Source organism: Streptomyces sp. NPDC041129 (genome assembly GCF_055592265.1).
Map to the genome: position 1 here is coordinate 591,837 of NZ_JBVIYV010000002.1, position 21,086 is coordinate 612,922.

At 71.5% G+C, this 21,086-nt stretch carries 19 protein-coding genes; 5 read left to right on the forward strand and 14 right to left on the reverse strand.

Annotation, left to right across the window (positions count from 1 at the left end):
* The first annotated feature begins 65 nt into the window (after positions 1-65).
* Positions 66-1,019, forward strand: coding sequence for a LysR substrate-binding domain-containing protein (locus tag ACZ6B1_RS10885; RefSeq protein WP_468776867.1), 954 nt, complete (start codon positions 66-68; stop codon positions 1,017-1,019).
* A gap of 47 nt (positions 1,020-1,066) precedes the next feature.
* Here ACZ6B1_RS10885 and ACZ6B1_RS10890 read toward each other — a convergent pair whose 3' ends face one another.
* From ACZ6B1_RS10890 to ACZ6B1_RS10910, 5 genes are all read right to left on the reverse strand, one after another.
* On the reverse strand, positions 1,067-3,379 hold the full coding sequence (locus tag ACZ6B1_RS10890) for an ABC transporter permease (RefSeq protein WP_468776868.1): 2,313 nt from the start codon (positions 3,377-3,379) through the stop codon (positions 1,067-1,069).
* A 65-nt stretch (positions 3,380-3,444) separates the two neighbouring features.
* The gene (locus tag ACZ6B1_RS10895; protein WP_358927416.1) at positions 3,445-4,134 is read right to left on the reverse strand and encodes an ABC transporter ATP-binding protein; all 690 of its coding nucleotides are present in this window, start codon (positions 4,132-4,134) and stop codon (positions 3,445-3,447) included.
* On the reverse strand, positions 4,131-4,655 hold the full coding sequence (locus ACZ6B1_RS10900; protein ID WP_468776871.1) for a PadR family transcriptional regulator: 525 nt from the start codon (positions 4,653-4,655) through the stop codon (positions 4,131-4,133). The genes ACZ6B1_RS10895 and ACZ6B1_RS10900 overlap by 4 nt, the downstream gene beginning before the upstream one ends.
* A 164-nt stretch (positions 4,656-4,819) precedes the next feature.
* Positions 4,820-5,074, reverse strand: coding sequence for a type II toxin-antitoxin system antitoxin (locus tag ACZ6B1_RS10905; protein WP_468776873.1), 255 nt, complete (start codon positions 5,072-5,074; stop codon positions 4,820-4,822).
* Positions 5,071-6,021 carry an SPFH domain-containing protein gene (locus ACZ6B1_RS10910; RefSeq protein ID WP_468776874.1) on the reverse strand — a complete coding sequence of 317 codons (951 nt, stop codon included), beginning with the start codon at positions 6,019-6,021 and terminating at the stop codon, positions 5,071-5,073. The genes ACZ6B1_RS10905 and ACZ6B1_RS10910 overlap by 4 nt, the downstream gene beginning before the upstream one ends.
* Before the next feature lie 237 nt (positions 6,022-6,258).
* Here ACZ6B1_RS10910 and ACZ6B1_RS10915 point away from each other — a divergent pair, with 237 nt between their 5' ends.
* Positions 6,259-8,601, forward strand: a complete 2,343-nt coding sequence (locus tag ACZ6B1_RS10915; RefSeq protein WP_468776876.1) for a transglycosylase domain-containing protein — start codon at positions 6,259-6,261, stop codon at positions 8,599-8,601.
* 59 nt (positions 8,602-8,660) lie between these two features.
* Here ACZ6B1_RS10915 and ACZ6B1_RS10920 read toward each other — a convergent pair whose 3' ends face one another.
* From ACZ6B1_RS10920 to ACZ6B1_RS10940, 5 genes are all read right to left on the reverse strand, one after another.
* Complete coding sequence (locus tag ACZ6B1_RS10920) at positions 8,661-9,074, reverse strand: hypothetical protein (RefSeq protein ID WP_468776878.1); 414 nt, start codon at positions 9,072-9,074, stop codon at positions 8,661-8,663.
* Between the two features lie 176 nt (positions 9,075-9,250).
* On the reverse strand, positions 9,251-11,353 hold the full coding sequence (locus tag ACZ6B1_RS10925; RefSeq protein WP_468776880.1) for a SpoIIE family protein phosphatase: 2,103 nt from the start codon (positions 11,351-11,353) through the stop codon (positions 9,251-9,253).
* 278 nt (positions 11,354-11,631) lie between these two features.
* Entirely contained in the window at positions 11,632-12,321 is a 690-nt protein-coding gene (fomD, locus tag ACZ6B1_RS10930; RefSeq protein ID WP_468776882.1) for a cytidylyl-2-hydroxypropylphosphonate hydrolase, read from the reverse strand.
* 72 nt (positions 12,322-12,393) lie between these two features.
* The gene (locus ACZ6B1_RS10935) at positions 12,394-13,782 is read right to left on the reverse strand and encodes a class II fumarate hydratase (RefSeq protein ID WP_468776884.1); all 1,389 of its coding nucleotides are present in this window, start codon (positions 13,780-13,782) and stop codon (positions 12,394-12,396) included.
* A gap of 101 nt (positions 13,783-13,883) precedes the next feature.
* On the reverse strand, positions 13,884-15,554 hold the full coding sequence (locus ACZ6B1_RS10940; protein ID WP_468776886.1) for a fumarate hydratase: 1,671 nt from the start codon (positions 15,552-15,554) through the stop codon (positions 13,884-13,886).
* A 168-nt stretch (positions 15,555-15,722) separates the two neighbouring features.
* Here ACZ6B1_RS10940 and ACZ6B1_RS10945 point away from each other — a divergent pair, with 168 nt between their 5' ends.
* Both ACZ6B1_RS10945 and ACZ6B1_RS10950 read left to right on the forward strand, forming a co-directional pair.
* Positions 15,723-16,424, forward strand: a complete 702-nt coding sequence (locus ACZ6B1_RS10945) for a DUF1707 SHOCT-like domain-containing protein (RefSeq protein ID WP_468776888.1) — start codon at positions 15,723-15,725, stop codon at positions 16,422-16,424.
* Positions 16,425-16,599: 175 nt separating this feature from the next.
* A complete protein-coding gene (locus ACZ6B1_RS10950) occupies positions 16,600-16,974 on the forward strand; it encodes a WhiB family transcriptional regulator (RefSeq protein ID WP_468776890.1) in 375 nt (124 codons plus the stop codon).
* 78 nt (positions 16,975-17,052) lie between these two features.
* Here ACZ6B1_RS10950 and glpX read toward each other — a convergent pair whose 3' ends face one another.
* Positions 17,053-18,087 (reverse strand): class II fructose-bisphosphatase, encoded by a 1,035-nt coding sequence (gene glpX, locus ACZ6B1_RS10955; RefSeq protein ID WP_143627361.1) that lies wholly within the window; start codon positions 18,085-18,087, stop codon positions 17,053-17,055.
* A 127-nt stretch (positions 18,088-18,214) separates the two neighbouring features.
* On the opposite strand from glpX, the gene ACZ6B1_RS10960 reads away from it, so the two are divergent.
* The gene (locus tag ACZ6B1_RS10960; protein ID WP_468776892.1) at positions 18,215-18,742 is read left to right on the forward strand and encodes a DUF4245 domain-containing protein; all 528 of its coding nucleotides are present in this window, start codon (positions 18,215-18,217) and stop codon (positions 18,740-18,742) included.
* A 63-nt stretch (positions 18,743-18,805) separates the two neighbouring features.
* On the opposite strand, the gene ACZ6B1_RS10965 is transcribed toward ACZ6B1_RS10960, so the two are convergent.
* The 3 genes from ACZ6B1_RS10965 to xseA all read right to left on the reverse strand — a co-directional run bounded on the left by ACZ6B1_RS10965 (position 18,806) and on the right by xseA (position 20,983).
* A complete protein-coding gene (locus ACZ6B1_RS10965; RefSeq protein ID WP_468776894.1) occupies positions 18,806-19,396 on the reverse strand; it encodes a malonic semialdehyde reductase in 591 nt (196 codons plus the stop codon).
* Between the two features lie 131 nt (positions 19,397-19,527).
* Complete coding sequence (locus ACZ6B1_RS10970) at positions 19,528-19,752, reverse strand: exodeoxyribonuclease VII small subunit (RefSeq protein ID WP_468776896.1); 225 nt, start codon at positions 19,750-19,752, stop codon at positions 19,528-19,530.
* A gap of 10 nt (positions 19,753-19,762) precedes the next feature.
* Positions 19,763-20,983 (reverse strand): exodeoxyribonuclease VII large subunit, encoded by a 1,221-nt coding sequence (gene xseA / locus ACZ6B1_RS10975; protein ID WP_468776898.1) that lies wholly within the window; start codon positions 20,981-20,983, stop codon positions 19,763-19,765.
* Positions 20,984-21,086 lie beyond the last annotated feature (103 nt).

A 21,086-nucleotide genomic window follows, 5' to 3' on the forward strand; every position in this document is an offset into this window, starting at 1 on the left:
TGGCACAGGGTGCATTGATACGAGAAATAGCTACACTCGGTCGTGTTGATCGGAGGTATCTATCAGTGACCGTCAGTAGCGCGAGTGGTAAGCGGCGCCAGCCCAGCCTGTCCCAGCTCCGGGCCTTCGCGGCCGTGGCCGAGCACCTGCACTTCCGGGACGCGGCCGCGGCCATCGGGATGAGCCAGCCCGCCCTGTCCGGCGCGGTCTCGGCGCTGGAGGAGATCCTGGGCGTGACCCTCCTCGAGCGTACGACCCGCAAGGTGCTGCTCTCGCCCGCGGGCGAGCGGCTCGCGGTGCGGGCGAAGGCGGTGCTGGACGAGGTCGGGGCGCTGCTGGAGGAGGCCGAGGCGGTCCGGGCGCCGTTCACCGGCGTGCTGCGGCTCGGGGTGATCCCGACCGTCGCGCCGTATCTGCTGCCCACCTTGCTGGGCCTGGTCCACGAGCGGTACCCGCACCTCGACCTGCAGGTGCACGAGGAGCAGACCGCCCGTCTCGTCGAGGGCCTGCAGTCCGGCCGTCTGGACCTGCTGCTGCTGGCCGTCCCGCTCGGCGTCCCCGGCATGACCGAACTCCCGCTGTTCGACGAGGACTTCGCGCTCGTCACGCCGCCCGACCACCGACTCGGCGGCCGTGAGGGCATCCCGCGCGAGGCGCTGCGGGAACTCAACCTGCTGCTGCTGGACGAGGGTCACTGCCTGCGCGACCAGGCCCTGGACATCTGCCGCGAGGCCGGACGGGAGGACGCGCCGGTCACCACCACGGCCGCCGGGCTGTCCACACTGGTGCAGCTCGTCGCGGGCGGTCTCGGCTGCACCCTGCTGCCGCGCACCGCCCTGAAGGTCGAGACGACCCGTGGCAGCCGGCTCCGCACCGGCTATTTCGCCGAACCCGCCCCCAGCCGCCGGATCGCCTTCGCCATGCGCGCGGGCGCCGCCAGGGGGGCGGAGTACGAGGAACTGGCGGCGGCCCTGCGGGAGGAGCTGCGGCCCCTGCCCGTGCGGGTGCTGGACGCCTGACCGCCCTTCCGGGGGCCGGGCGGCGCCCCCGCACGGGACGCCGGCGCCTACTCGGTGCGCAGCCCGTCCGGCCGCATCAGCCTGAGCAGCGGGGGCAGGCTGAGCAGGGTCACCGCGAGCACCACCGCGGCGCCGACGCCGGTCATGGACAGCACGCTCGCCCAGTCGACCGTCACCGGGGTCGCCGTCATCTTCAGCAGCACGGCGCCCAGGGTCAGGCCGACCACCGAGGACAGCAGCAGCCCGAGGACGATCGGGACCGCCGTCTGCCACAGCACCGACAGGCCCAGCGTGCGGCGCCGGGTGCCGAAGGCGACCAGCGAGGACAGCAGCTTGCGCCGCTCGCGGAGCTGCTCCAGTTGCGAGACCAGCAGGCTCGCGCCGATCAGCGCCAGCACGCAGACCGCGCCGACGAAGAGGCCGGTGCGCAGCGAGGTGTACTTCGTGGACTCCTCGGTCGCCGCCCAGGTGAACACGTCCGCGGTCGCGTCCACCCGGGCGGCCGTGTTGCGCACGTGCTCCGGCGCGTCCGGCACCGACTCGTCGGTGCGGACGAAGACATGGCCGCGCAGCGAGGGCCGCGCCTTCGCGGGCAGGGCGGACGGCGTGGCCAGCAGACCGTTGGCGTCGCTCTGCAGCGAGTCCTCGCGGTAGGGCACCTGCTCGAGACCGGCCGGCAGCTTCCAGGGCACCTGAAGGCTGGGCGCGTCCGAGCGGTCCGGGGCGAGGTAGAGCTGCCGGCCGGGCCGTGCGACGGCTTCCATGGAGTCGTTGTACGCGGAGTCGTAGTGCGGGTTGCGCAGCTTGAACACGTCGCCGTCCCGGCAGGAGGGCAACCGGGCCACCTCCCGAAGGGCGGCGCAGTCACCGACCGTGAGGTCGATCAGGTTCTCCGGGTCCCGGCGCCTGTCCGCGGCCGCCGTGGTGGACAGCGCCACCGACACCCGCACCCCTTCGGTCCGGCGGAACGCCTCGCCCACGGCGGCGGCGTCACTGCGGTCCGGCAGCGTGACCTCCATCGACGCCCGGTTGGGGTCCCGGCCGGTGCTCTTGGTGTACTGGCTCTCCACGCCCGCGAACAGCATCTGCAGCGCGATCGCGCCGGCCACCGCCACCGCGATGCCGTTGACCATGCGGGCCGCCGTGCCGCTGCTCAACTGCAGCCTTCGCACCGCCAGTTGCCAGGAGACCGGCCCGGCGCCGAGCCGGGCGACGACCCGCTCCACGATCCACGGCAGCAGCGCGGTCACGCCCACCAGCAGCAGCAGGACGCCGCCGGTCACCAGGTACTGGTTGAAGCCGCCGTTGTCCCGGCCCTTGCCGACCATCGGGTACAGCAGCGCGAGGCCCGCAAGCGGCAGCAGCAGCCGCCACCACAGGCGGCGCCGGGCCGGCCTGGCCGTCCGCACCACGCCGAGCGGCTCCACGACCACCCCGCGCATCGCGAGCAACGTCACCAGGACCGCGGACGCCGGAACCGCCACCGCCACCAGCGCGACGAGCGCGGGGGAGGGGTCGAGGTAGCCGGGGAACACGCTCTCGCCCAGCACCTCCACCGAGCCCGCGATCTGCCGTCCGACCAGGAAGAAGACCGTGCCGACGGCCAGTCCCAGCAGAGCCCCGGCCAGCGCCTCGCCCGCGGCGATCCGCCGGGTCATGCCGCTGTCGGAGCCCACTAGCCGCAGCGCGGCCAGCCGGCGGTCGCGCCGCTCACCGCCGAAGCGCACGGCCGCGGCGATGAACACGGCGACCGGCATCAGCAGCACCACGAACACGACCAGCACCATCAGCAGCAGCACCGGATCGGCCTTCTCGGTGGTCGGGTGCGGATCGCCGAACCGGACCAGCCGGTCCACCCGTACGCCGCCGTCCGCGTCGGGGTCCAGGCCCTTGGCGCCCGCGTAGTAGGCCAGCTCCTGCGAGCCGATCAGCCCGCTCTCGCCGATCGTCCCGACGACCCGGTAGGGCAGCCGCTCGCGCAGCAGCCGGGCGCCGTCCGAGGCGAGCAGTTCCCGCAGCGCGGGGGAGACGACCATCTCGCCCTTGGCGGGGAAGCGTCCCAGACCGGGCGGCAACGGCGCCCGCGCGCCCTCGGGTTCGAGGAGCCGGCCCCGCACGTCCTTGGAGTGCCACTGGGTGTCGGTCGCGGCGACCAGCACGGTGTTGTCGGCCCTGGGGCGTGTGGTGCTGGAGAACGTGTAGTCGTAGCGGGCCTCCTCGACCCGGTGGCGGGCGCTGAACACGTTCGGCAGCGCGGTGGTCAGCAGCAGCAGGGCGACGCCCAGCCCGACGCCGACCGCCGTCAGCGTCATCCGGACCCAGCCCTCGCGCCCGCCGGTGACGGCGAACCGGGCGCCCATGGCGAGATCCCTGAACCTCCCCCGCGCGCGGCCTCGTCCGCGCGGGAGGTCCCCCGTCCGCGGCTTCATATGGCCCGCTCCATGTCCCGGGACCTGCCGTCGCGCACGACGATCTCGCGGTCCGAGTACGCGGCCACCCGGGCCTCGTGCGTGACCAGCACGACGGCCGCGTTGGTGGAGCGGGCCGCGTCGGTGAGCAGCTCCATCACGCGCTCCCCGTTGAGCGAGTCCAGCGCGCCGGTCGGCTCGTCGGCGAACAGCACCCGGGGCCCGGTGACCAGCGCCCGCGCCACCGCGACCCGCTGCCCCTGACCGCCGGAGACCTCACCGGGCCGCTTGCCCCTGAGGTCGTCCACCTCGAGCCGCTCCATCCAGCCCAGCGCGGCCCGTTCGGCCTCCTTGCGGGAGGTGCCGTTCAGCCGCAGCGGGAGCGCCACGTTCTCCACGCAGGTCAGCTCCGGCACCAACTGCCCGAACTGGAAGACGAATCCGAAGTCGCTGCGCCGCAGCGCGCTGCGCTCGACGTCGCTCATGGTGGCGAGTTCCCGTCCGGCGTACGTGATCGAGCCGGAGTCGGGCGGCACGATACCGGCGAGGCAGTGCAGCAGCGTGGACTTGCCGGACCCGGAGGGGCCCATCACCGCGACGACCTCGCCGGGGTGGATGGAGAACGCGGCGCCGTCCAGGGCGAGTGTGGGGCCGTAGGCCTTGCGCAGGTCCTCGGCGGCGAGCAGGGAGCCGGGGGGAGGGGTCACCGGGCCACCTCCGCACGGAGCTTGTCGAGCCGGGCGGCGGTCAGTTCCAGCCAGCGCAGGTCGGCCTCCAGGTGGAACAGGGCGTGGTCGCAGATGAGCTGGTCCGCAAGGTCGCCCTTGCGCTTGCGGTCGGTGAGGACGCGCATGCTGCGCAGGTGCTCGGCGCGCTGGCTGTCCAGGATGTCCGCCGCGTCGCGGTGGGTGAGCAGCGCCAGGACGACCTTGGTGTAGAGGGTCGACTGGAGGTACTCCTCCGGTTTCTCCGGGGTCGCGAGCCACCGCTCGACGTCGGTGACGCCGGCGTCGGTGACGGCGTACCGCTTGCGCTCGGGTCCGCCGCCCGACTCGATCCCGTCGACTTCCACGAGCCCGTTCCGCAGCAGCCGGGACATCGTCGAGTAGACCTGGCCGTAGTGCAGCGGCCGGTCGTGACCGAACTTCTCGTCAAAGGCCCGCTTCAGGTCGTAACCGTGTCGGGGGCCGGACTCCAGGAGCCCTAGGAGGGTGTGACCGATGGACATGAGAGCACTCTACACGCGGTGTATACGCCGGGTGTATACGCGGAGTGTCCAGTGCCTGGCGCGCGGTGGCGCGGCGCAGGTCGGAGCCGGTTGTCCGGATTCGGTAACAGCGGCGGGCCCGCCCCCGCGTCCACGGGGGCGGCCCGGCCGGAACGTGTCCGCCCTCAGGGCGTCGGCGGCCCGGCGGCGGAGCCCCCGGGCGGCCGCCCGCGGCGGGGCAGCGGGCCGGTGTCCCGCGGCAGGCGCCCCGCCTCCGACAGCGCCTTGCGCAGCAGGAACTCGATCTGCGCGTTGGCCGACCGCAGTTCGTCCCCGGCCCAGCGTGCGAGGGCGTCGTAGACCGACGGGTCCAGCCTCAGCAGCACCTGCTTGCGCTGCTGGGGCCGTCGCCTCGGCGTCTCCTCGGACGGATCGGTCACTGGTAGAGGGTCCCGGTGTTGAGCACGGGCTGCGGGGCCCGGTCCCCGCACAGCACCACCATCAGGTTGGACACCATCGCCGCCTTCCGCTCCTCGTCCAGCTCCACGATGTCCTGCTCCGCGATCCTGGCGAGCGCGGCCTCCACCATGCCGACCGCGCCGTCCACGATCTGCCGCCGGGCCGCTACGACCGCGCCGGCCTGCTGGCGTTGGAGCATCGCCGAGGCGATCTCGGGAGCGTACGCGAGATGCGTGAAGCGCGACTCGACGACCCGCACTCCGGCCGCCTCCACCCGCGCCTGCAGTTCGACGGCCAGCTTCTCGGTGATCTCCTCGGCGTTGCCGCGCAGCGAGAGGCCGTCCTCCTCGTGGGCGTCGTAGGGGTACTCGATGGCGATGTGCCGTACGGCCGTCTCGGTCTGGGTGGCGACGAACTCGGCGTAGTCGTCCACCTCGAACGTGGCCTGCGCGGTGTCCTGGACCTTCCACACCACGACCGCGGCCAGCTCGATCGGGTTGCCGTAGGCGTCGTTGACCTTCAGTACGGCGGTCTCGTGGTTGCGCACGCGGGTCGAGATGCGGGTGCGCGAGGTGAGGGGGTTCACCCAGCGCAGTCCGTCCTGCCGGATCGTCCCCCGGTAGCGGCCGAAGAGCTGGACCACGCGGGCCTCGCCGGGAGCGACCGTGTTCAGGCCGCGCATCGCGATCACGGCGGCGAGGAAGACGAGCACACCGCAGACGATGAGCCCGCCCTTGGCGCCGGCCCCCGTCACCGCCGAGGCGGCGGCGAACAGGGCCACGGCCGCGGCGAGCCCCAGCAGGCCGAGGAGCAGGGCGAGGCCGCCGCCGATGCTGTGGGCCGGGAACTCGCGGACCCGCGGTGCGGGCATCTCGGGTATGTCGGCGGGCGTGGAGGTGTCGGGCGCGGACGTGTGGGCTGCGGACATGGTGGGACCCCCGGTTCTCGAAGACGTCCGGCTTCTGCGGACGTCTAGCTTGCTTCTATCTAAGTGATATCACTTTACTTCTCCGGGCAACCCAAAGCCAGGGATAACCGTCGGTTCCCTGTGGGGCGGGTGCTGATTCTCACGTCCGTAAAAGAGCGGATCGGGCGCCCTTTGTCATATAGACGGGTGTTAGCTTTCGGAGCTGACCACTGAGACGGAAGCAGGAGCGTAGGACTCATGGGACGAGCGGAAGAGAGACGAGCGCGACAGCGTGGTGGTCGCCGCGCGGCGCCCAAGCGCCACCGCTCGCAGTCCACGGCCGAATCCGCGGCGGCGCCCGGCGGCAGGCCCGCCAAGGGCCGAATACGCAGGCTGTTCACCTGGAAGAAGATCCTCGGCACGTTCTTCGGACTGTGCCTGCTGTCCATCGGCGCCTTCTTCGCGCTGTACATGGCGGTCGACGTGCCCGCCGGCAACATCGCCGCCCAGCGGCAGAGCAACGTCTACAAGTACAGCGACGGCAGCATCCTGGCCCGTGACGGCAAGGTCAACCGCGAGATCGTGGACCTGGACAAGGTGCCCAAGGGCGTCCAGCGGACCTTCGTGGCGGCCGAGAACAAGTCCTTCTACACCGACCCCGGAGTGGACCTCAAGGGCACCGCCCGAGGCCTGGTCAACACCCTGTCGGGGCGGGGCAAGCAGGGTGGCTCGACGATCACCCAGCAGTACGTGAAGAACTACTACCTGAACCAGGACCAGACCGTCTCGCGGAAGCTGAAGGAACTGGTCATCTCGCTCAAGGTGGAGCGCGAGAAGTCCAAGGACGACATCCTCGCCGGCTACATCAACACCTCCTACTACGGCCGCAACGCCTACGGCATCCAGGCCGCCGCCCAGGCCTACTACCGCGTCGACGCCGAGGACCTCTCCGTCCAACAGGGCGCCTACCTGGCCGCCCTGCTCCAGGCGCCGAGCCAGTACGACTGGACGGCCGCCACCCCCGTCGGCAAGCGGCTGGTCAAGGCGCGCTGGAACTACGTCCTGGACAACATGGTCGAGGAGAACTGGCTGTCCAAAGCCAAGCGCGACGCCATGACGTTCCCGGTGCCCAAGGAGCCCAAGGGCGCCCCGGGCATGGAGGGTCAGAAGGGCTACCTGGTCCGGCTCGCCAACGACCAGCTCGCCCAGAAGCTGATGCGTGACGAGGGCCTGTCCAGGTCCGACGCGGCTGCCAAGGTCGACAGCCAGGGCTGGACCATCACCCTGAACGTCAGCCGCAAGAAGCAGGCCGCGCTGGAGAAGGCGGTCAAGGAGCGGCTGACCAGCAAGCTGGAACCGAAGAAGCGCAAGGTCGACGACGACGTCCAGGCCGGCGCCGTGTCGGTGGACCCGAAGACCGGCAGGATCGTCGCGATGTACGGCGGCGAGAACTACTTCGACCACTGGACCAGCAACGCCACCCGCCGGGACTACCAGCCCGCGTCCACGTTCAAGCCGATCATCCTCGCCGCCGCACTGGCGCAGAGCGCCACCACGCAGGAGGGCAAGCCGATCGAGGCGAGCACGGTCTACGACGGCACCAGCCGACGCCAGGCCGTCGACCACGGCGCCAAGGTCGGCTTCGCACCGCCGAACGAGGACAACCGGAACTACGGCCCCATCACCGTCCAGCAGGCGATGAACCAGTCCGTCAACTCCGTCTTCGCGCAGATGGGCGTCGACGTGGGCATGGACAAGGTCATGAGCACCGCGAAGCGGCTCGGCATGGACACCGAGGGCATGCAGGCGGTGCCCGCGCAGACGCTGGGCTCCATGGGCGCCAGCCCGCTGGAGATGGCCGGCATCTACGCCACCTTCGCCAACCACGGCCGCGAGGTGACGCCCAGCATCGTCAAGTCGGCCGAGCAGAAGAGCCGTTCCGTCCAGATGCCCGACGCCGTCGGCGACCAGGTGATCAGCCGTACGGTGGCCGACAGCGTGACCTCGGTGCTGACCGGTGTGGTCGACGACGGCACCGCCCGCACGTCCGTGGCGGGCAACCCGCTGCGGGACGGCCAGCAGGTCGCGGGCAAGACGGGTACCTCCGACTGCAACCGCTCGGCCTGGTTCACCGGCTACACCCCCGACCTCGTCACCTCCGTCGGCCTGTTCGGCGAGGCGGCCAAGTCCGGCGGCACCGGCTGCGACGGCAAACCGGTCAAGAAGAACGACCACGTCACGCTCAGCGGCGCCATGGGCGGCGGCCGGGTCAACGGCGGCGGCCCGCCGGCGGAGATCTGGGCGGCCTACACCTTCGGTGTCACCCAGAGGTCCGAGTTCGACCTGGACACCACCCAGGGCGCGGCCGTCGAGCCGACGGACACCCCGACGGTCAGCGAGTCGCCCTCCGACACCCCGTCGAGCTCACCGAGCAGCGAACCGCCGGTGTCCGAGTCGCCGTCGCAGACGCCGTCCCAGACCCCGTCGAGGTCGCCGAGCCAGTCGCCCTCCCAGTCGCCGTCCCAGAGCCCGTCCAGTCAGCCGCCGACGGACCCCGTCACGGAGGACCCGCTCGACCCGGCCGGTGACGTCGGCCAGTAGGCGCACGACAAGAGGGGCGCCCGGACCACTCCGGGCGCCCCTCCTCGTCCGCCGTGACGTCAGGCCATGCTGACTTCCCAGCTGCTGCAGTTGCGGATCGTGTCCGTGCTGTTCTCCAGGCTGCCCTTCCAGTCGCCGACGCAGGCCCGGAAGTTGACGGTGGTGTGCTCGTACAGGTCCATGTTCACGTTGCGCGTGGTGCCTTCGCCGTCCCGGTTGAAGTACGTGAACGTGTGGTACCGGTCCTCCGCCTGGTCCCACCACCGGAAGATCGCGACCGCCGAGTGGCCGTCCGCCACGGTGTCCTTGATGAGCAGGTGCTCGCCGTCCGCGTGCCAGGTCACGCGCGAGCCCTCGGGGAAGGACTCGGTGGTCTTGTCCAGGTCGTTCGCTGAGGCGATCCCCGCCTGAGTGGTGGCCAGCGCGGCAACGCCGAGCAGCGTCACCAGGCTCCGCCTGATGGTCCTGTGCATGGGTGATACCCCGTTTCGTGCTGAAATCGCGTCCGTAATCGAACGCGTGGTCGACCCGGAGCTTAGGCTCGACCGGAGGGGAAGCGCACCCCATTTCGGCGATCAAGGAATGTGATCTCCGCCGCGCCCGCACGGGCGGGGCGCCCGCAGGCGGACGCCCCCGAACCCGCCTGCGCTCACGCCCTGTTCAGCTCGAACCAGACCACCTTGCCGGTGCTCAGCCGCGTGGCGCCCCAGCGCCGGGCCAGCCTGTTGACCAGGTACAGCCCGCGGCCGCCCTCGTCGGTCGCCCGCGCCTGGCACAGCCGCGGCAACTGGGGCACATCGTCGCCGACCTCGCAGCGCAGCACGTCCGTGCGCAGCAGACGCAGCGTCACCGGACGCGAGGCGTAGCGCACGGCGTTCGTGACCACCTCACTGACCAGCAGCTCCACCGAGTCCGTCAGCTCCTCCAGACCCCAGCGGGCCAGCGCACGCCGCGCCAGCCGACGGGCCTCGCGCGGGGCCGCGTCCTCCGGCTCCAGCGTCCAGTACGCCACATCGCTCGGCGCGATCCCGTCGAAACGGGCCGCGAGCAGCGCGATGTCGTCGTCCCGGTCACCCGGCCCGAGCATGTCCAGCACCTCGTCGCACAGCGCCTCGAGCGGCGGCGGATGGTCCGGACCGGTCAGCCGAGCGGTCGCGGCGAGCTTCTCGCGCAACTGCTCTATGCCCGTCCACACGTCCCGCAGCCGGGACTCCACCAGCCCGTCGGTGTACAGCAGCAGCGTGGCCCCGGCCGGCGCGTCCAGCTCCACCGCCTCGAAATCCACCCCGCCCACACCGATCGGCGCGCCCGGCGGCACCCGCAGCACCTCCGCCCGGCCGCCCAGATGCAGCAGCACGGGCGGCGGATGACCCGCGTTGGCGATCGTGATGCGATGCGTCACCGGGTCGTACACCGCGTACAGACAGGTCGCCATCCGGTCGGTGCCCAGCCGCTGCGCCTGCTCGTCCAGATGGTGCAGCACCTCCTGCGGAGGCAGGTCGAGACCGGCCAGCGTCTGCGCCGTCGTGCGCAGCTGACCCATGATCGCCGCCGAGGTCATGGAATGCCCCATGACATCACCGACCACCAGCGCCACCCTGCTGCCGGGCAGCGGGATAGCGTCGTACCAGTCGCCGCCCACCCGCGCCGTCTCCGCCGCCGGCAGATAACGGGACGCCAGCCGCACCCCGGTCGGCCGGGGCAGCGTCTCCGGCAGCATGGTGCGCTGCAACTCGTCGGCGATGTACGCCTCCCGGCCGTACAGCACCGCCTTGTCGATGCCGAGCGCGCTGTGCGTGGCCAGCTGCGCCGCCACCAGCAGATCGTCCGCCTCGAACGCCGGCCGCTCCGGACGCCGCAGGAACAGCGCGGCACCGATCACCCGGCGCCGGCCCCGCAACGGCGCGAGGATCGCGTGCCGCCCGCCCGGCACGGCCGCCTCCCCACCCTCGCCGAGCAGCTCGGGCAGCGCCGCCCTCGCGGCGGGCGCGTCGGCGAACACCGGCCGCACCCCGCGCAGCACCTCGTTCAGAGCACCACCCGGACGCACCTCGCACAGCTCGGTGGTCAGCGACGACAGCTCGGTGAGGGCCGAAGCCTCCGGCTCCGGCTCGGGGAACGGAGGCAGCGACAGGCCCTCCGTGTCCCGCTCGTCCGGAATCCGGTCCGTGCGGCGCAGCCGCAGCACCACAGGACCGGTCGGACGCTCGTCACCCACCGGCAGCGGGTCGCGCAGATAGACCAGGATCGCGTCGGAGAACGTCGGCACGGTGGCCCGGCACAGCCCCATCACGATCTCGTCCAGATCGAGGCCGCGCGCGATCCGCCGGGTCGCCGCGCCCACGAACCTGAGCCGGTCCCCGTCACGCCGCATCGGCATCGGCCGCCCCGGTGGCAGCCCCCGCCCGGTACGGCGGTCCTGGCCGCCGGGCCCCCGCTCCTGCTCGGCGCCCGGCTGCGGCGGAATGGCCTCCGGCGCGGGACGCGGGCGACCCGTGTCCGTCGGCGCGGTGGCGGGCTGGGAGTGCTCGGGGCCGTTGACTGGAGGCTCCTTCCCCTTGTTCCCCTTGCCGCGGGGCGCGGTCGTCCCCGGTGCGGAGGGCGGTCCGTCGGCCCGGGCCTGTGCCGGTAAGGCCGGGCTGCCGAGCTGCTCCGGGGTACGCAGGAGCGCCCCGCGGGACTCCGCGGGGTCGGCGCCCGACTGCGGGCGGTCGTAGGACGTGGGGTGCTCCGTCACGCGCGTCGAATCCATCCGTCCGGGGCTGCGCGCCTGGCGCGCACATGGTCCCGCCGAAAGTCCGATACCCGGAATACGTGCCCCAGGAACGGAATTCCCGCGTGGTCAGAGGTCGTGCCTGTGCCGCCGGTGAACCCTGCCGGGCCCGCCGGGGTGTTGCCCTCGTACCCCTCGCTCACTCCTGCCGCCCCTCGGTGACGTCTGGTCAGACCCGGTTCGCACCCCGGGAGTTGTCTTGCGGATTCTTGCGGAGGACGATCCTACGGTTGTGGGCCGGGGGCGCATCAAGGGTCTCATGAGGACACGTGCGCGGGCGTACGGTCCCAGTCCTCGGGAAGTGACGGTACCGCCCAGGACGGATCCGGGCGCCAGTGCTGCCAGCCGTCGGAGAACGGCGGGCCCCAGGCGTCGATCACCTCCACCGCGGCCCGGCCGGCCGCCCGCACCCGCTCGGCGGTCCCCTCGTCCATCAGCCCGTCCCGCTGAGCCTGCGCGAACTCGTCCTCGTCCCGCCAGTGCCAACTGCGGTCCGGATGAACCGAGATGTCCAGGAAGTGATCCTCGGAGTCGACCCCGCCCGCCCAGCGGGTCAGCGGCTGCTCGAGATTGACGTACCAGTTCTTGAACCGCCAGCCCGGCTCCCAGAACAGCCACACCGACCAGGGCTCGGCGGGCCGGGCCAGCTTCAGCACACCCGTGCCGAACCAGCGGTCCCGCTGCACCGAACGCGGCCTGGTGTAGCGGCTCTCCAGCGGCTCCACGTGCACCGGCGTACCGTCGGCGAGCACCGGCTTCACACACTCGGTACCGGGCGCCATCCACACGGCGAGCAGTTCCGCGTCGTCCCGGACGACGGTGACGGGCCGCGCGATGTGGAAGCGCGCGCCGGCGTTCTCCCGGTACCGCCACAGGATCTGGCTCCCGGGGGTCCAGTAGGTCGCAGGCCCCGCCGCCACTCGTCTCACCGCTCCGTTGTCCGCCATGAACAGATATTAGGTGCCGTACACATACGACGCTGCGGTTCACGTCACGGTTCTACGCGGCGGGGCCGGTTGTCACGGCCGTGTCATCCGCAGGACATCCAGCGCCTCGTCGAGCTGCGCCGGCGTGAGGTCGCCGCGCTCCACATAGCCGCCCTCCAGCACGACCTCGCGGATGGTCCTGCGCTCGGCCAGCGCCTTCTTCGCGACCTTCGCGGCCTCCTCGTAACCGATGTACTTGTTCAGGGGCGTCACCACCGAGGGCGAGGACTCGGCGTACTCGCGGGCGCGTTCGCGGTCGGCGGTGACACCGTCCACGGTCCGGTCGGCCAGCAGCCGGGAGACGTTCGCCAGCAGCCGGACCGACTCCAGCACGTTCTTGGCGATGACCGGGAGCATCACGTTCAGCTCGAAGTTCCCGGCGGCGCCGGCGGTGGCGATGGCCGCGTCGTTGCCGATCACCTGGGCGGCGACCATGAGCACGGCCTCGGGGATGACCGGGTTCACCTTGCCCGGCATGATCGAGGAGCCCGGCTGCAGATCGGGCAGCCGGATCTCGGCCAGCCCCGTGCGCGGCCCGGACGCCATCCAGCGCAGATCGTTCGCGATCTTCGTCAGCCCGACCGCGATGGTCCGGAGCTGTCCGCTGGTCTCCACCACCCCGTCCCGGGCGCCCTGCGCCTCGAAGTGGTCGCGGGCCTCGGTGAGCGGCAGCCCGGTGGCCCGCGCGACCTCCTCGATCACCGCGGCGGAGAACCCGGGCGGCGTGTTGATCCCGGTGCCGACCGCCGTCCCGCCCAGCGGCAGCTCCGCCAGCCGGGGCAGCGAGGCCCGCAGCCGCTCCACGCCGTACCGCACCTGGGCCGCGTATCCGCCGAACTCCTGCCCCAGGGTCACCGGCGTCGCGTCCATCAGATGCGTCCGCCCGGCCTTGACCACGTCCGCGAACTCCTCGGACTTGCGCCCGAGGGCGGCGGCGAGGTGCTCCAGCGCCGGGATCAGGTCATGGGTGACGGCGGCGGTGGCGGCGATGTGCAGCGACGAGGGGAAGACGTCGTTCGAGGACTGCGAGGCGTTGACGTGGTCGTTGGGGTGCACGTCCCGGCCGAGCCGCTCACCGGCCAGGGTGGCGATGACCTCGTTGGTGTTCATGTTGGACGAGGTCCCGGACCCCGTCTGGAACACGTCCACCGGGAAGTGCTCGTCCCACTTCCCCTCGGCGACCTCCCGGGCCGCCTCCTGGATCGCCTCCGCGACATCCTTGTCCAGCACGCCCAGCCCGGCGTTCACCTTCGCCGCGGCGCCCTTGATCCGCGCCAGCGCCTCGATGTGCGCCCGCTCGATCCGCTGCCCGGACACCGGAAAGTTCTCGACGGCACGCTGCGTCTGCGCCCGCCACTTGGCATGGGCGGGCACTCGGACCTCGCCCATGGAGTCGTGCTCGATGCGGTATTCGTCGCTCATACCGCTTACAGCGATCGACGGCGCTCCGATGTTCCGCCGCCCCTTTTACGGGGGGGGCGGGCGGCAAGGGGATGCCCTCGCCGCCCGCCGCACCCGGGTTGCTACGCCAGGCCGGGACCCCGCACCGGAATCGACGTGAACGTCGGCGCGGGAGCGGGGTTCTGGAAGAAGTCGTTGCCCTTGTCGTCAACGACGATGAACGCCGGGAAGTCCTCGACCTCGATCTTCCAGACGGCCTCCATGCCCAGTTCCTCGTACTCCAGCACCTCGACCTTCTTGATGCAGTCCTGGGCGAGGCGGGCGGCCGGGCCGCCGATGGAGCCGAGGTAGAAGCCGCCGTGCGCGTCGCACGCGTCGGTGACCTGCTTGCTGCGGTTGCCCTTGGCGAGCATCACCTTGGAGCCGCCCGCCGCCTGGAACTGCTCCACGTAGGAGTCCATGCGGCCGGCCGTCGTCGGGCCGAAGGAGCCGGACGCGTAGCCCTCGGGCGTCTTCGCCGGGCCCGCGTAGTACACCGGGTGGTCCTTCAGGTACTGCGGCATGTCCTCGCCCGCGTCCAGCCGCTCCTTGATCTTGGCGTGCGCGATGTCCCGGGCGACGACCAGCGGGCCGGTGAGGGACAGCCGGGTCTTGACCGGGTACTTGGTCAGCTCGGCGAGGATCTCGTCCATCGGCTGGTTCAGGTCGATGTGGACGACGTCCCCGTCCTGCTCCAGGTGCTCGTCCGTGGTCTCCGGCAGGAACCGCGCCGGGTCCGTCTCGAGCCGCTCCAGGAAGACGCCCTCGGCGGTGATCTTGGCGACCGCCTGGCGGTCCGCGGAGCAGGAGACGGCGATCGCGACCGGGCAGGACGCGCCGTGCCGCGGCAGCCGCACCACGCGCACGTCGTGGCAGAAGTACTTGCCGCCGAACTGCGCGCCGATGCCGATCCTCTGGGTCAGCTCGAAGACCTTGTCCTCCAGCTCCTTGTCCCGGAAGCCGTGGCCGAGCGGCGAGCCCTCGGCCGGCATGTTGTCCAGGTAGTGCGCGGAGGCGTACTTGGCGGTCTTCAGGGCGTACTCGGCGCTCGTGCCGCCGACGACGATGGCCAGGTGGTACGGCGGGCAGGCGGCCGTGCCGAGCGAGCGGATCTTCTCCTCCAGGAACTTCATCATGGAGGCCTCGTTCAGGACGGCCTTGGTCTCCTGGTAGAGGAAGGACTTGTTGGCGGAGCCGCCGCCCTTGGCCATGAAGAGGAACTTGTAGGCGCCGCCGTCCGTCGCGTACAGCTCGATCTGCGCCGGGAGGTTGGAGCCGGTGTTCTTCTCCTCCCACATGGTGAGCGGGGCCATCTGCGAGTAGCGGAGGTTCAGCTTGGTGTAGGCGTCGTAGATGCCGTGGGAGAGGGCCTTCTCGTCCTCGCCCTCGGTCAGGACGTTCTGGCCTCGCTTGCCCATGACGATCGCGGTGCCGGTGTCCTGGCACATCGGGAGCACGCCGGCCGCCGCGATGTTCGCGTTCTTCAGCAGGTCCAGGGCGACGAACTTGTCGTTGCCGGAGGCTTCGGGGTCGTCGATGATGCGGCGCAGCTGGGCGAGGTGGGCCGGGCGCAGGTAGTGCTGGATGTCGTGGATGGCCTCCTCGGCGAGCTTGCGCAGCGCCTCCGGCTCCACCTTGAGGAACGTCCGCCCGTCCGGCCCCTCGACGGTGGACACGCCTTCCGAGGTCACCAGCCGGTAAGGGGTGGTGTCCTCGCCCTGGGGAAGCAGATCGGTGTACGCGAACTCAGGCATCTCAGCCCATTCCTCACTCTGACGGACGGCTGCCCGCCGACGTTGGCGGGCCGTACCAGCGTAGAACCTGCCGTCGGCGCGGAACCTGTGAGGTGGGGCTCAGTTCGACACGCCCGGGGTCGTCCACACCCCTAGTCGCGATCTATCGCGTTTCGGTACGCTGCTGCCGTGGACCTTCAGAAGCACGCCCAAGCCCAGGACGGGGCCCCGGCCCCCGCCGACCTGCGCGCCTCGGACGCCGACCGTGACCGCGTCGCCGACATCCTCCGTGAGGCCCTGGCCGAGGGCCGGCTGACCGCGGACGAGCACGCCGAGCGCGTCGAGGGGGTGCTGCACGCCAAGACGGTCGGCGAGCTGGAGGTCTTCATCCGCGACCTGCCCGCGGCCCATCGCGGGCCCGCGGCTCCCGACTACGCGTCCGCGCCGCCCCGTCCGGCTCCCGGTGCGATACCGGCCGAGGCGGACGCCAATGTGGTGGCCGTCTTCAGCAGTGCCATGCGGCGGGGCCGCTGGCGTGCCGGGCGCCGGCTGCACGCCTACGCGGTCTTCGGCAGCGTCGAGATCGATCTGAGCGAGGCGGTCTTCGAGTACCAGCAGGTCGTCATCAAGGCCGTCTCGGTCTTCGGCGACGTGCAGATCCGGGTCCCGGAGAACGTCTCGCTGCGCGGCACGGGGGGCGGTGTGCTGGGCAACTTCGAGGTGGCCCCGCTCGATTCGGTCGAGCCGGAGGCGCCCGTGATCTACGTCGACGGCTGGGCCGTGCTGGGCAACGTGGAGGCGCGGCCCAAGCGCGGCAGGCTCGTGGCGGACATCCTCGACCGCGTCCAGGGCAAGTTCGACCGGAAGCTGCGCAAACACCTGGACCATTGACGGTCGCGAATCCGCCGGTGGCCGGAGGGGTGCCGTCCGGTCGCCGGCGGGGGCGTGGGGGCGTGAACAGGACGACGTGCGCCCGCGGTTGAGAACGCTGTGCATAGGCGCGCGCACAGCGGGTAGGCCTTGCTGCATCGTCGCTCGCTCGCGAAGCCGTCGTCAGGAGTAGACCGTGCTGCAACCGCCGCCTTCGTCCCTGCAGGTAGCTGCCGTTCCGGCCCAGCGGGTGCCAGTGCGAGACAGGGACCAAGACGCCCCCTGGCACACCGAGGCGGTGTGCCAGCGTGACGAGGCCGGCCTGTTCTTCGCCCCGTCCAAGGAGCCGACGGCCGCCCGGCTGTCCCGCGAGGAGGCGGCCAAGCGCGTCTGCGCGCGCTGCCCCGTCATGGTCGAGTGCCGCGAGCACGCCCTGCTGCAGCCCGAGCCGTACGGCGTCTGGGGCGGCCTCACGGCGGCCGAGCGCCGCGTGGTGCTGGCGCGTCGCCGCCGCCGGGAGCTGGAGCTGAAGAAGGCGGCACGGGCGACGACGGACCGCATAGCCGGCTAGCCACGGGAAATGGGCGCCCTCTCCGCACAGAGGGCGCCCATTCGGCTTCCGGGGGGAGCGGGGCTCACCCCGGGCGGGTCACTTCGCCCGGTCGAAGTCGATCGCGCTGTAGGCCCGCAGCTTGCTCAGCCGGTGCTCGGAGTCGATCCGCCGCACGGTGCCGGACTTCGACCGCATCACGATCGAGTCGGTGGTGGCGGTCTCCGACCTGTACCGCACCCCGCGCATCAGTTCACCGTCGGTGATACCCGTGGCGACGAAGAACACGTTCTCGCCGGTGACCAGGTCCTCGGTGGTCAGGACGCGGTCCAGGTCGTGCCCGGCGTCGACGGCCCGCGCCCGCTCCTCGTCGTCCTTGGGCCACAGCTTGCCCTGGATGGTGCCGCCCAGGCACTTCACGGCGCAGGCGGAGATGATGCCCTCCGGGGTGCCGCCGATGCCGAGCAGCAGGTCGATGCCGGTGCCCTCGCGCAGGGCGAGGATGGAGCCGGCGACGTCACCGTCGGAGATCAGCTTGATGCGTGCGCCGGTGTCGCGGATCTCCTTGATGATGCCTTCGTGCCGGGGCCGGTCCAGGATGACGACCGTGACGTCCTCGGGTGTGCGGCGTTTGGCCTTGGCGACCCGGCGGATGTTGACCGACACGGGCGCGTTGATGTCGACGAAGTCGGCGGCCTCGGGGCCGGTGACCAGTTTGTCCATGTAGAACACGGCGGACGGGTCGAACATGGCCCCGCGCTCGGCGGCGGCGAGGACCGCGATCGCGTTGGGCATGCCCTTGGCGGTCAGGGTGGTGCCGTCGATCGGGTCGACGGCGATGTCCACCTCGGGACCGGTGCCGTCGCCCACGTGCTCCCCGTTGAAGAGCATCGGGGCCTCGTCCTTCTCGCCCTCACCGATGACGACGACGCCGTTCATCGAGACGGTCGAGACGAGGGTCCGCATGGCACGCACCGCGGCGCCGTCGGCGCCGTTCTTGTCACCGCGCCCTACCCAGCGGCCGGCGGCCATGGCGGCGGCTTCGGTGACCCGGACGAGCTCCAGGGCGAGGTTGCGGTCGGGTGCCTCGGAGGGCACATCGAGCTCGGACGGCAGATGATGATTCTCGGTCATCGGAGCGCACCTTTCTGATACGACGACGGCCGGATGAGGGTGTTGGTCCCGACTCTATCGTTGAGCAGACAAAATGAGCAGGGGACCCCACGGATGAGCGCTCCGGGCACCTGCGACGATAGAGGGCGTGGCAGGTTCCAACGGCAAGCAGAAGACGGTCCGGGACATGATCCTCTCCCTGGGCCTCATCGGGATCGCGGCGGCGGTCATCTACGTCTTCGTCCCGCACGACGATCACGCTCCCGACATCAAGCGGGTCGACTACCGGGTCGAGCTGGACACGGCGCGTCGCGCCGCGAGCTACCCGGTGGCCGCCCCCGAGGGCCTGCCCGGCGCCTGGAAGGCGACCTCGGTGCGTTTCCAGGGCGAGAACTCCGACCGCTGGCACCTCGGCTTCCAGGATCCCGAGGGTCAGTACGTGCAGGTCGAGCAGTCCACTCAGAAGCGGTCCGACTTCATCCAGCAGGCCAGCCAGGGTTCGAAGGCGACGAAGCGGACCGAGCGGATCGGCGACCGCACCTGGACCCGGTACACCGGCGGCCGTTACGACGCCCTGGTCCTGAAGGACACCCCCGGCGGCTCGACCACGGTGGTGTCCGGCACGGCCCCCTTCGACCGGCTGACGAAGATGGCCGCGGCTCTGAAGATGTCCTGAGCGCCCTGCCCGTATGCGAAGAGGCCCCCGGCATCGCCGGGGGCCTCTTCGCATACGCGGGGGTCAGACGGTCGTGATGACGTCCTCGTACGCCAGGCGCGGCGAGCGCGGGTACCAGGCGTCCGGGCCCGGGCGGCCGATGTTGACGACCATCAGCGGGGTGTGGTCGTCGTCCAGGAACTCCTTGCGGACGCCCTCGAAGTCGAAGCCGGTCATCGGGCCGGCGGCGAGCCCGGCGGCGCGGACGCCGACGATGAAGTAGCCGGCCTGGAGGGCGGCGTTCATCGCGGCGGAGCCCTCGCGGGCCGGGCGCTCGGCGAAGAAGACGTCCTTGGCCTGCGGGAACGCCGGGAAGAGGGCCGGCAGCTCCTCGTGGAACTCGTTGTCCGCGGAGAGGATCGCGACCAGCGGGGCGGCGGCGGTCTTGGCCTGGTTGCCCTCGGACATGTGCTTCACCAGGCGCTCGCGGGCCTCGGGGGAGCGGACCAGGGTGATGCGCAGCGGAGTCTGGTTGAAGGCGGTGGGGCCGTACTTGACCAGGTCGTAGATCGCCTGGACCTGCTCCTCGGTCACCGGCTCGTCGGTGAAGGTGTTCGCGGTGCGGGCCTCGCGGAACAGCAGGTCCTGGGCGGCGGGGTCAAGAACGAGAGACATGCGTGCCTTCCTCGGGTGCGCGTCCGGTCCGGGGTGCCGGATGCCTGCGACCCTACGGCAAAGTTCAACCTTCAACCAAACCCGGGATGTGGTGAGCTCCGGCACAGCGCCGCGTGCCGTGTACCGCCGCCCTACTCGGCGTCCTCCTCCTCGGCCTCCTCGGCCAGCGCCGCGTCCAGCCGGGCCCGGGCCCCCTCCAGCCAGCGCCGGCACACCTTGGCCAGCTCCTCGCCCCGCTCCCACAGCGCCAGGGACTCCTCGAGCGACGTGCCGCCCGTCTCCAGCCGCCGTACGACTTCGATCAACTCGTCCCGGGCCTGCTCGTACGACAGCGCCTCGTCCACCTTGCCGCTCATCCCACCCACCCTAGACATCGGCCCGCACATCGACTCGGACCCCGAACTCGCCCTCGGCGACCCGCGCCCGCAGCGCCTCGCCCCCGGTCACTTCCTCCGGGTCGCGCACCACATGCCCGTCCGCCCGCTGGAGCACCGCGTATCCGCGCTTGAGGGTGGCGGCCGGGGAAAGGGCCACCACGCGCGCGTGCGTGTGCGTCAGCTCGGAGTCGGCGCGGTCCAGCAGGTGGCCGAGGGTGCGCCGGCCGCGGTCCAGCAGCGACGCGACATGGTCGGCGCGCTCGTCGACCATCCGGTGCGGATCCTCCATCGAGGGCCGCGCCAGCGCGTGCGCCAGCCCCCGCTCCTCCCGCTCCACGGACGCCGACACGCACCGCCGGGCCCGGTCCCGCAGCATCCGCACCCGCTCGAACTCCTCGCCCACGTCCGGCACGACCTTCTTGGCGGCGTCGGTCGGGGTGGAGGCGCGCAGGTCGGCCACATGGTCCAGCAGCGGATTGTCCGGCTCGTGCCCGATGGCGGAGACCACGGGCGTACGGCACTGGGCCACCGCGCGTACGAGCTGCTCGTCGGAGAAGGGCAGCAGGTCCTCCACGCTGCCGCCGCCACGGGCCACGACGATGACGTCCACGCCGTCCATCCCGTCCAGCTCCTTGACCGCCTGCACGACCTGTGGAACGGCGTGCACACCCTGCACGGCCACGTTGCGCACCTCGAAGCGGACGGCGGGCCAGCGGTGTCGGGCGTTCTCCAACACGTCCCGCTCCGCTGCGGAGGCCCGCCCGCAGACCAGCCCGATGAGCTGCGGCAGGAACGGCAGCGGCTTCTTCCGCTCCGGCGCGAACAGTCCCTCGGCCGCGAGCGCCTTCTTGAGCTGCTCCAGCCGGGCCAGCAGCTCACCGACGCCCACCGGCCGTATCTCGGCGGCCCGCAGCGAGAGCTGCCCGCGCGGCGCGTACCACTCCGGCTTCGCCAGGACGACGACCCGGGCGCCCTCGCCGACCACGTCGGCCACGGCGTCGAACACCTGCCGGTAGCACGTCACACTGACGGAGATGTCGTGCGAGGGGTCCCGGAGGGTCAGGAACACCACCCCGGCGCCCGGCCGCCGTGAGAGCTGCGTGATCTGCCCCTCGACCCACACCGCGCCCAGCCGGTCGATCCACCTCCCGATGAGCCGCGAGACCTCGCCCACGGGCAGGGGCGTCTCGGGCGACGTGTTCACAGCCATGCCGCGAGCGTAACGGCGGCCACCGACAAAAGGCCCCGCCCGCACCCGCGCCCGCGGCGGACCCGTACGACGGGCCGCGCGGGCACGCGATCCCGGAGCCCAT

Excerpts from the sequence above, each read along its gene's own strand:
- ACZ6B1_RS10890 (WP_468776868.1), bottom strand. The coding sequence starts at position 3,379 with ATGGGCGCCCGGTTCGCCGTCACCGGCGGGCGCGAGGGCTGGGTCCGG.
- ACZ6B1_RS10920 (WP_468776878.1), bottom strand. The coding sequence starts at position 9,074 with ATGCACAGGACCATCAGGCGGAGCCTGGTGACGCTGCTCGGCGTTGCC.
- glpX (WP_143627361.1), bottom strand. The coding sequence starts at position 18,087 with ATGACCGAGAATCATCATCTGCCGTCCGAGCTCGATGTGCCCTCCGAG.
- ACZ6B1_RS10925 (WP_468776880.1), bottom strand. The coding sequence starts at position 11,353 with ATGGATTCGACGCGCGTGACGGAGCACCCCACGTCCTACGACCGCCCG.
- fomD (WP_468776882.1), bottom strand. The coding sequence starts at position 12,321 with ATGGCGGACAACGGAGCGGTGAGACGAGTGGCGGCGGGGCCTGCGACC.
- ACZ6B1_RS10935 (WP_468776884.1), bottom strand. The coding sequence starts at position 13,782 with ATGAGCGACGAATACCGCATCGAGCACGACTCCATGGGCGAGGTCCGA.
- ACZ6B1_RS10900 (WP_468776871.1), bottom strand. The coding sequence starts at position 4,655 with ATGTCCATCGGTCACACCCTCCTAGGGCTCCTGGAGTCCGGCCCCCGA.
- ACZ6B1_RS10970 (WP_468776896.1), bottom strand. The coding sequence starts at position 19,752 with ATGAGCGGCAAGGTGGACGAGGCGCTGTCGTACGAGCAGGCCCGGGAC.
- ACZ6B1_RS10940 (WP_468776886.1), bottom strand. The coding sequence starts at position 15,554 with ATGCCTGAGTTCGCGTACACCGATCTGCTTCCCCAGGGCGAGGACACC.
- ACZ6B1_RS10965 (WP_468776894.1), bottom strand. The coding sequence starts at position 19,396 with ATGTCTCTCGTTCTTGACCCCGCCGCCCAGGACCTGCTGTTCCGCGAG.
- ACZ6B1_RS10915 (WP_468776876.1), top strand. The coding sequence starts at position 6,259 with ATGGGACGAGCGGAAGAGAGACGAGCGCGACAGCGTGGTGGTCGCCGC.
- ACZ6B1_RS10910 (WP_468776874.1), bottom strand. The coding sequence starts at position 6,021 with ATGTCCGCAGCCCACACGTCCGCGCCCGACACCTCCACGCCCGCCGAC.
- xseA (WP_468776898.1), bottom strand. The coding sequence starts at position 20,983 with ATGGCTGTGAACACGTCGCCCGAGACGCCCCTGCCCGTGGGCGAGGTC.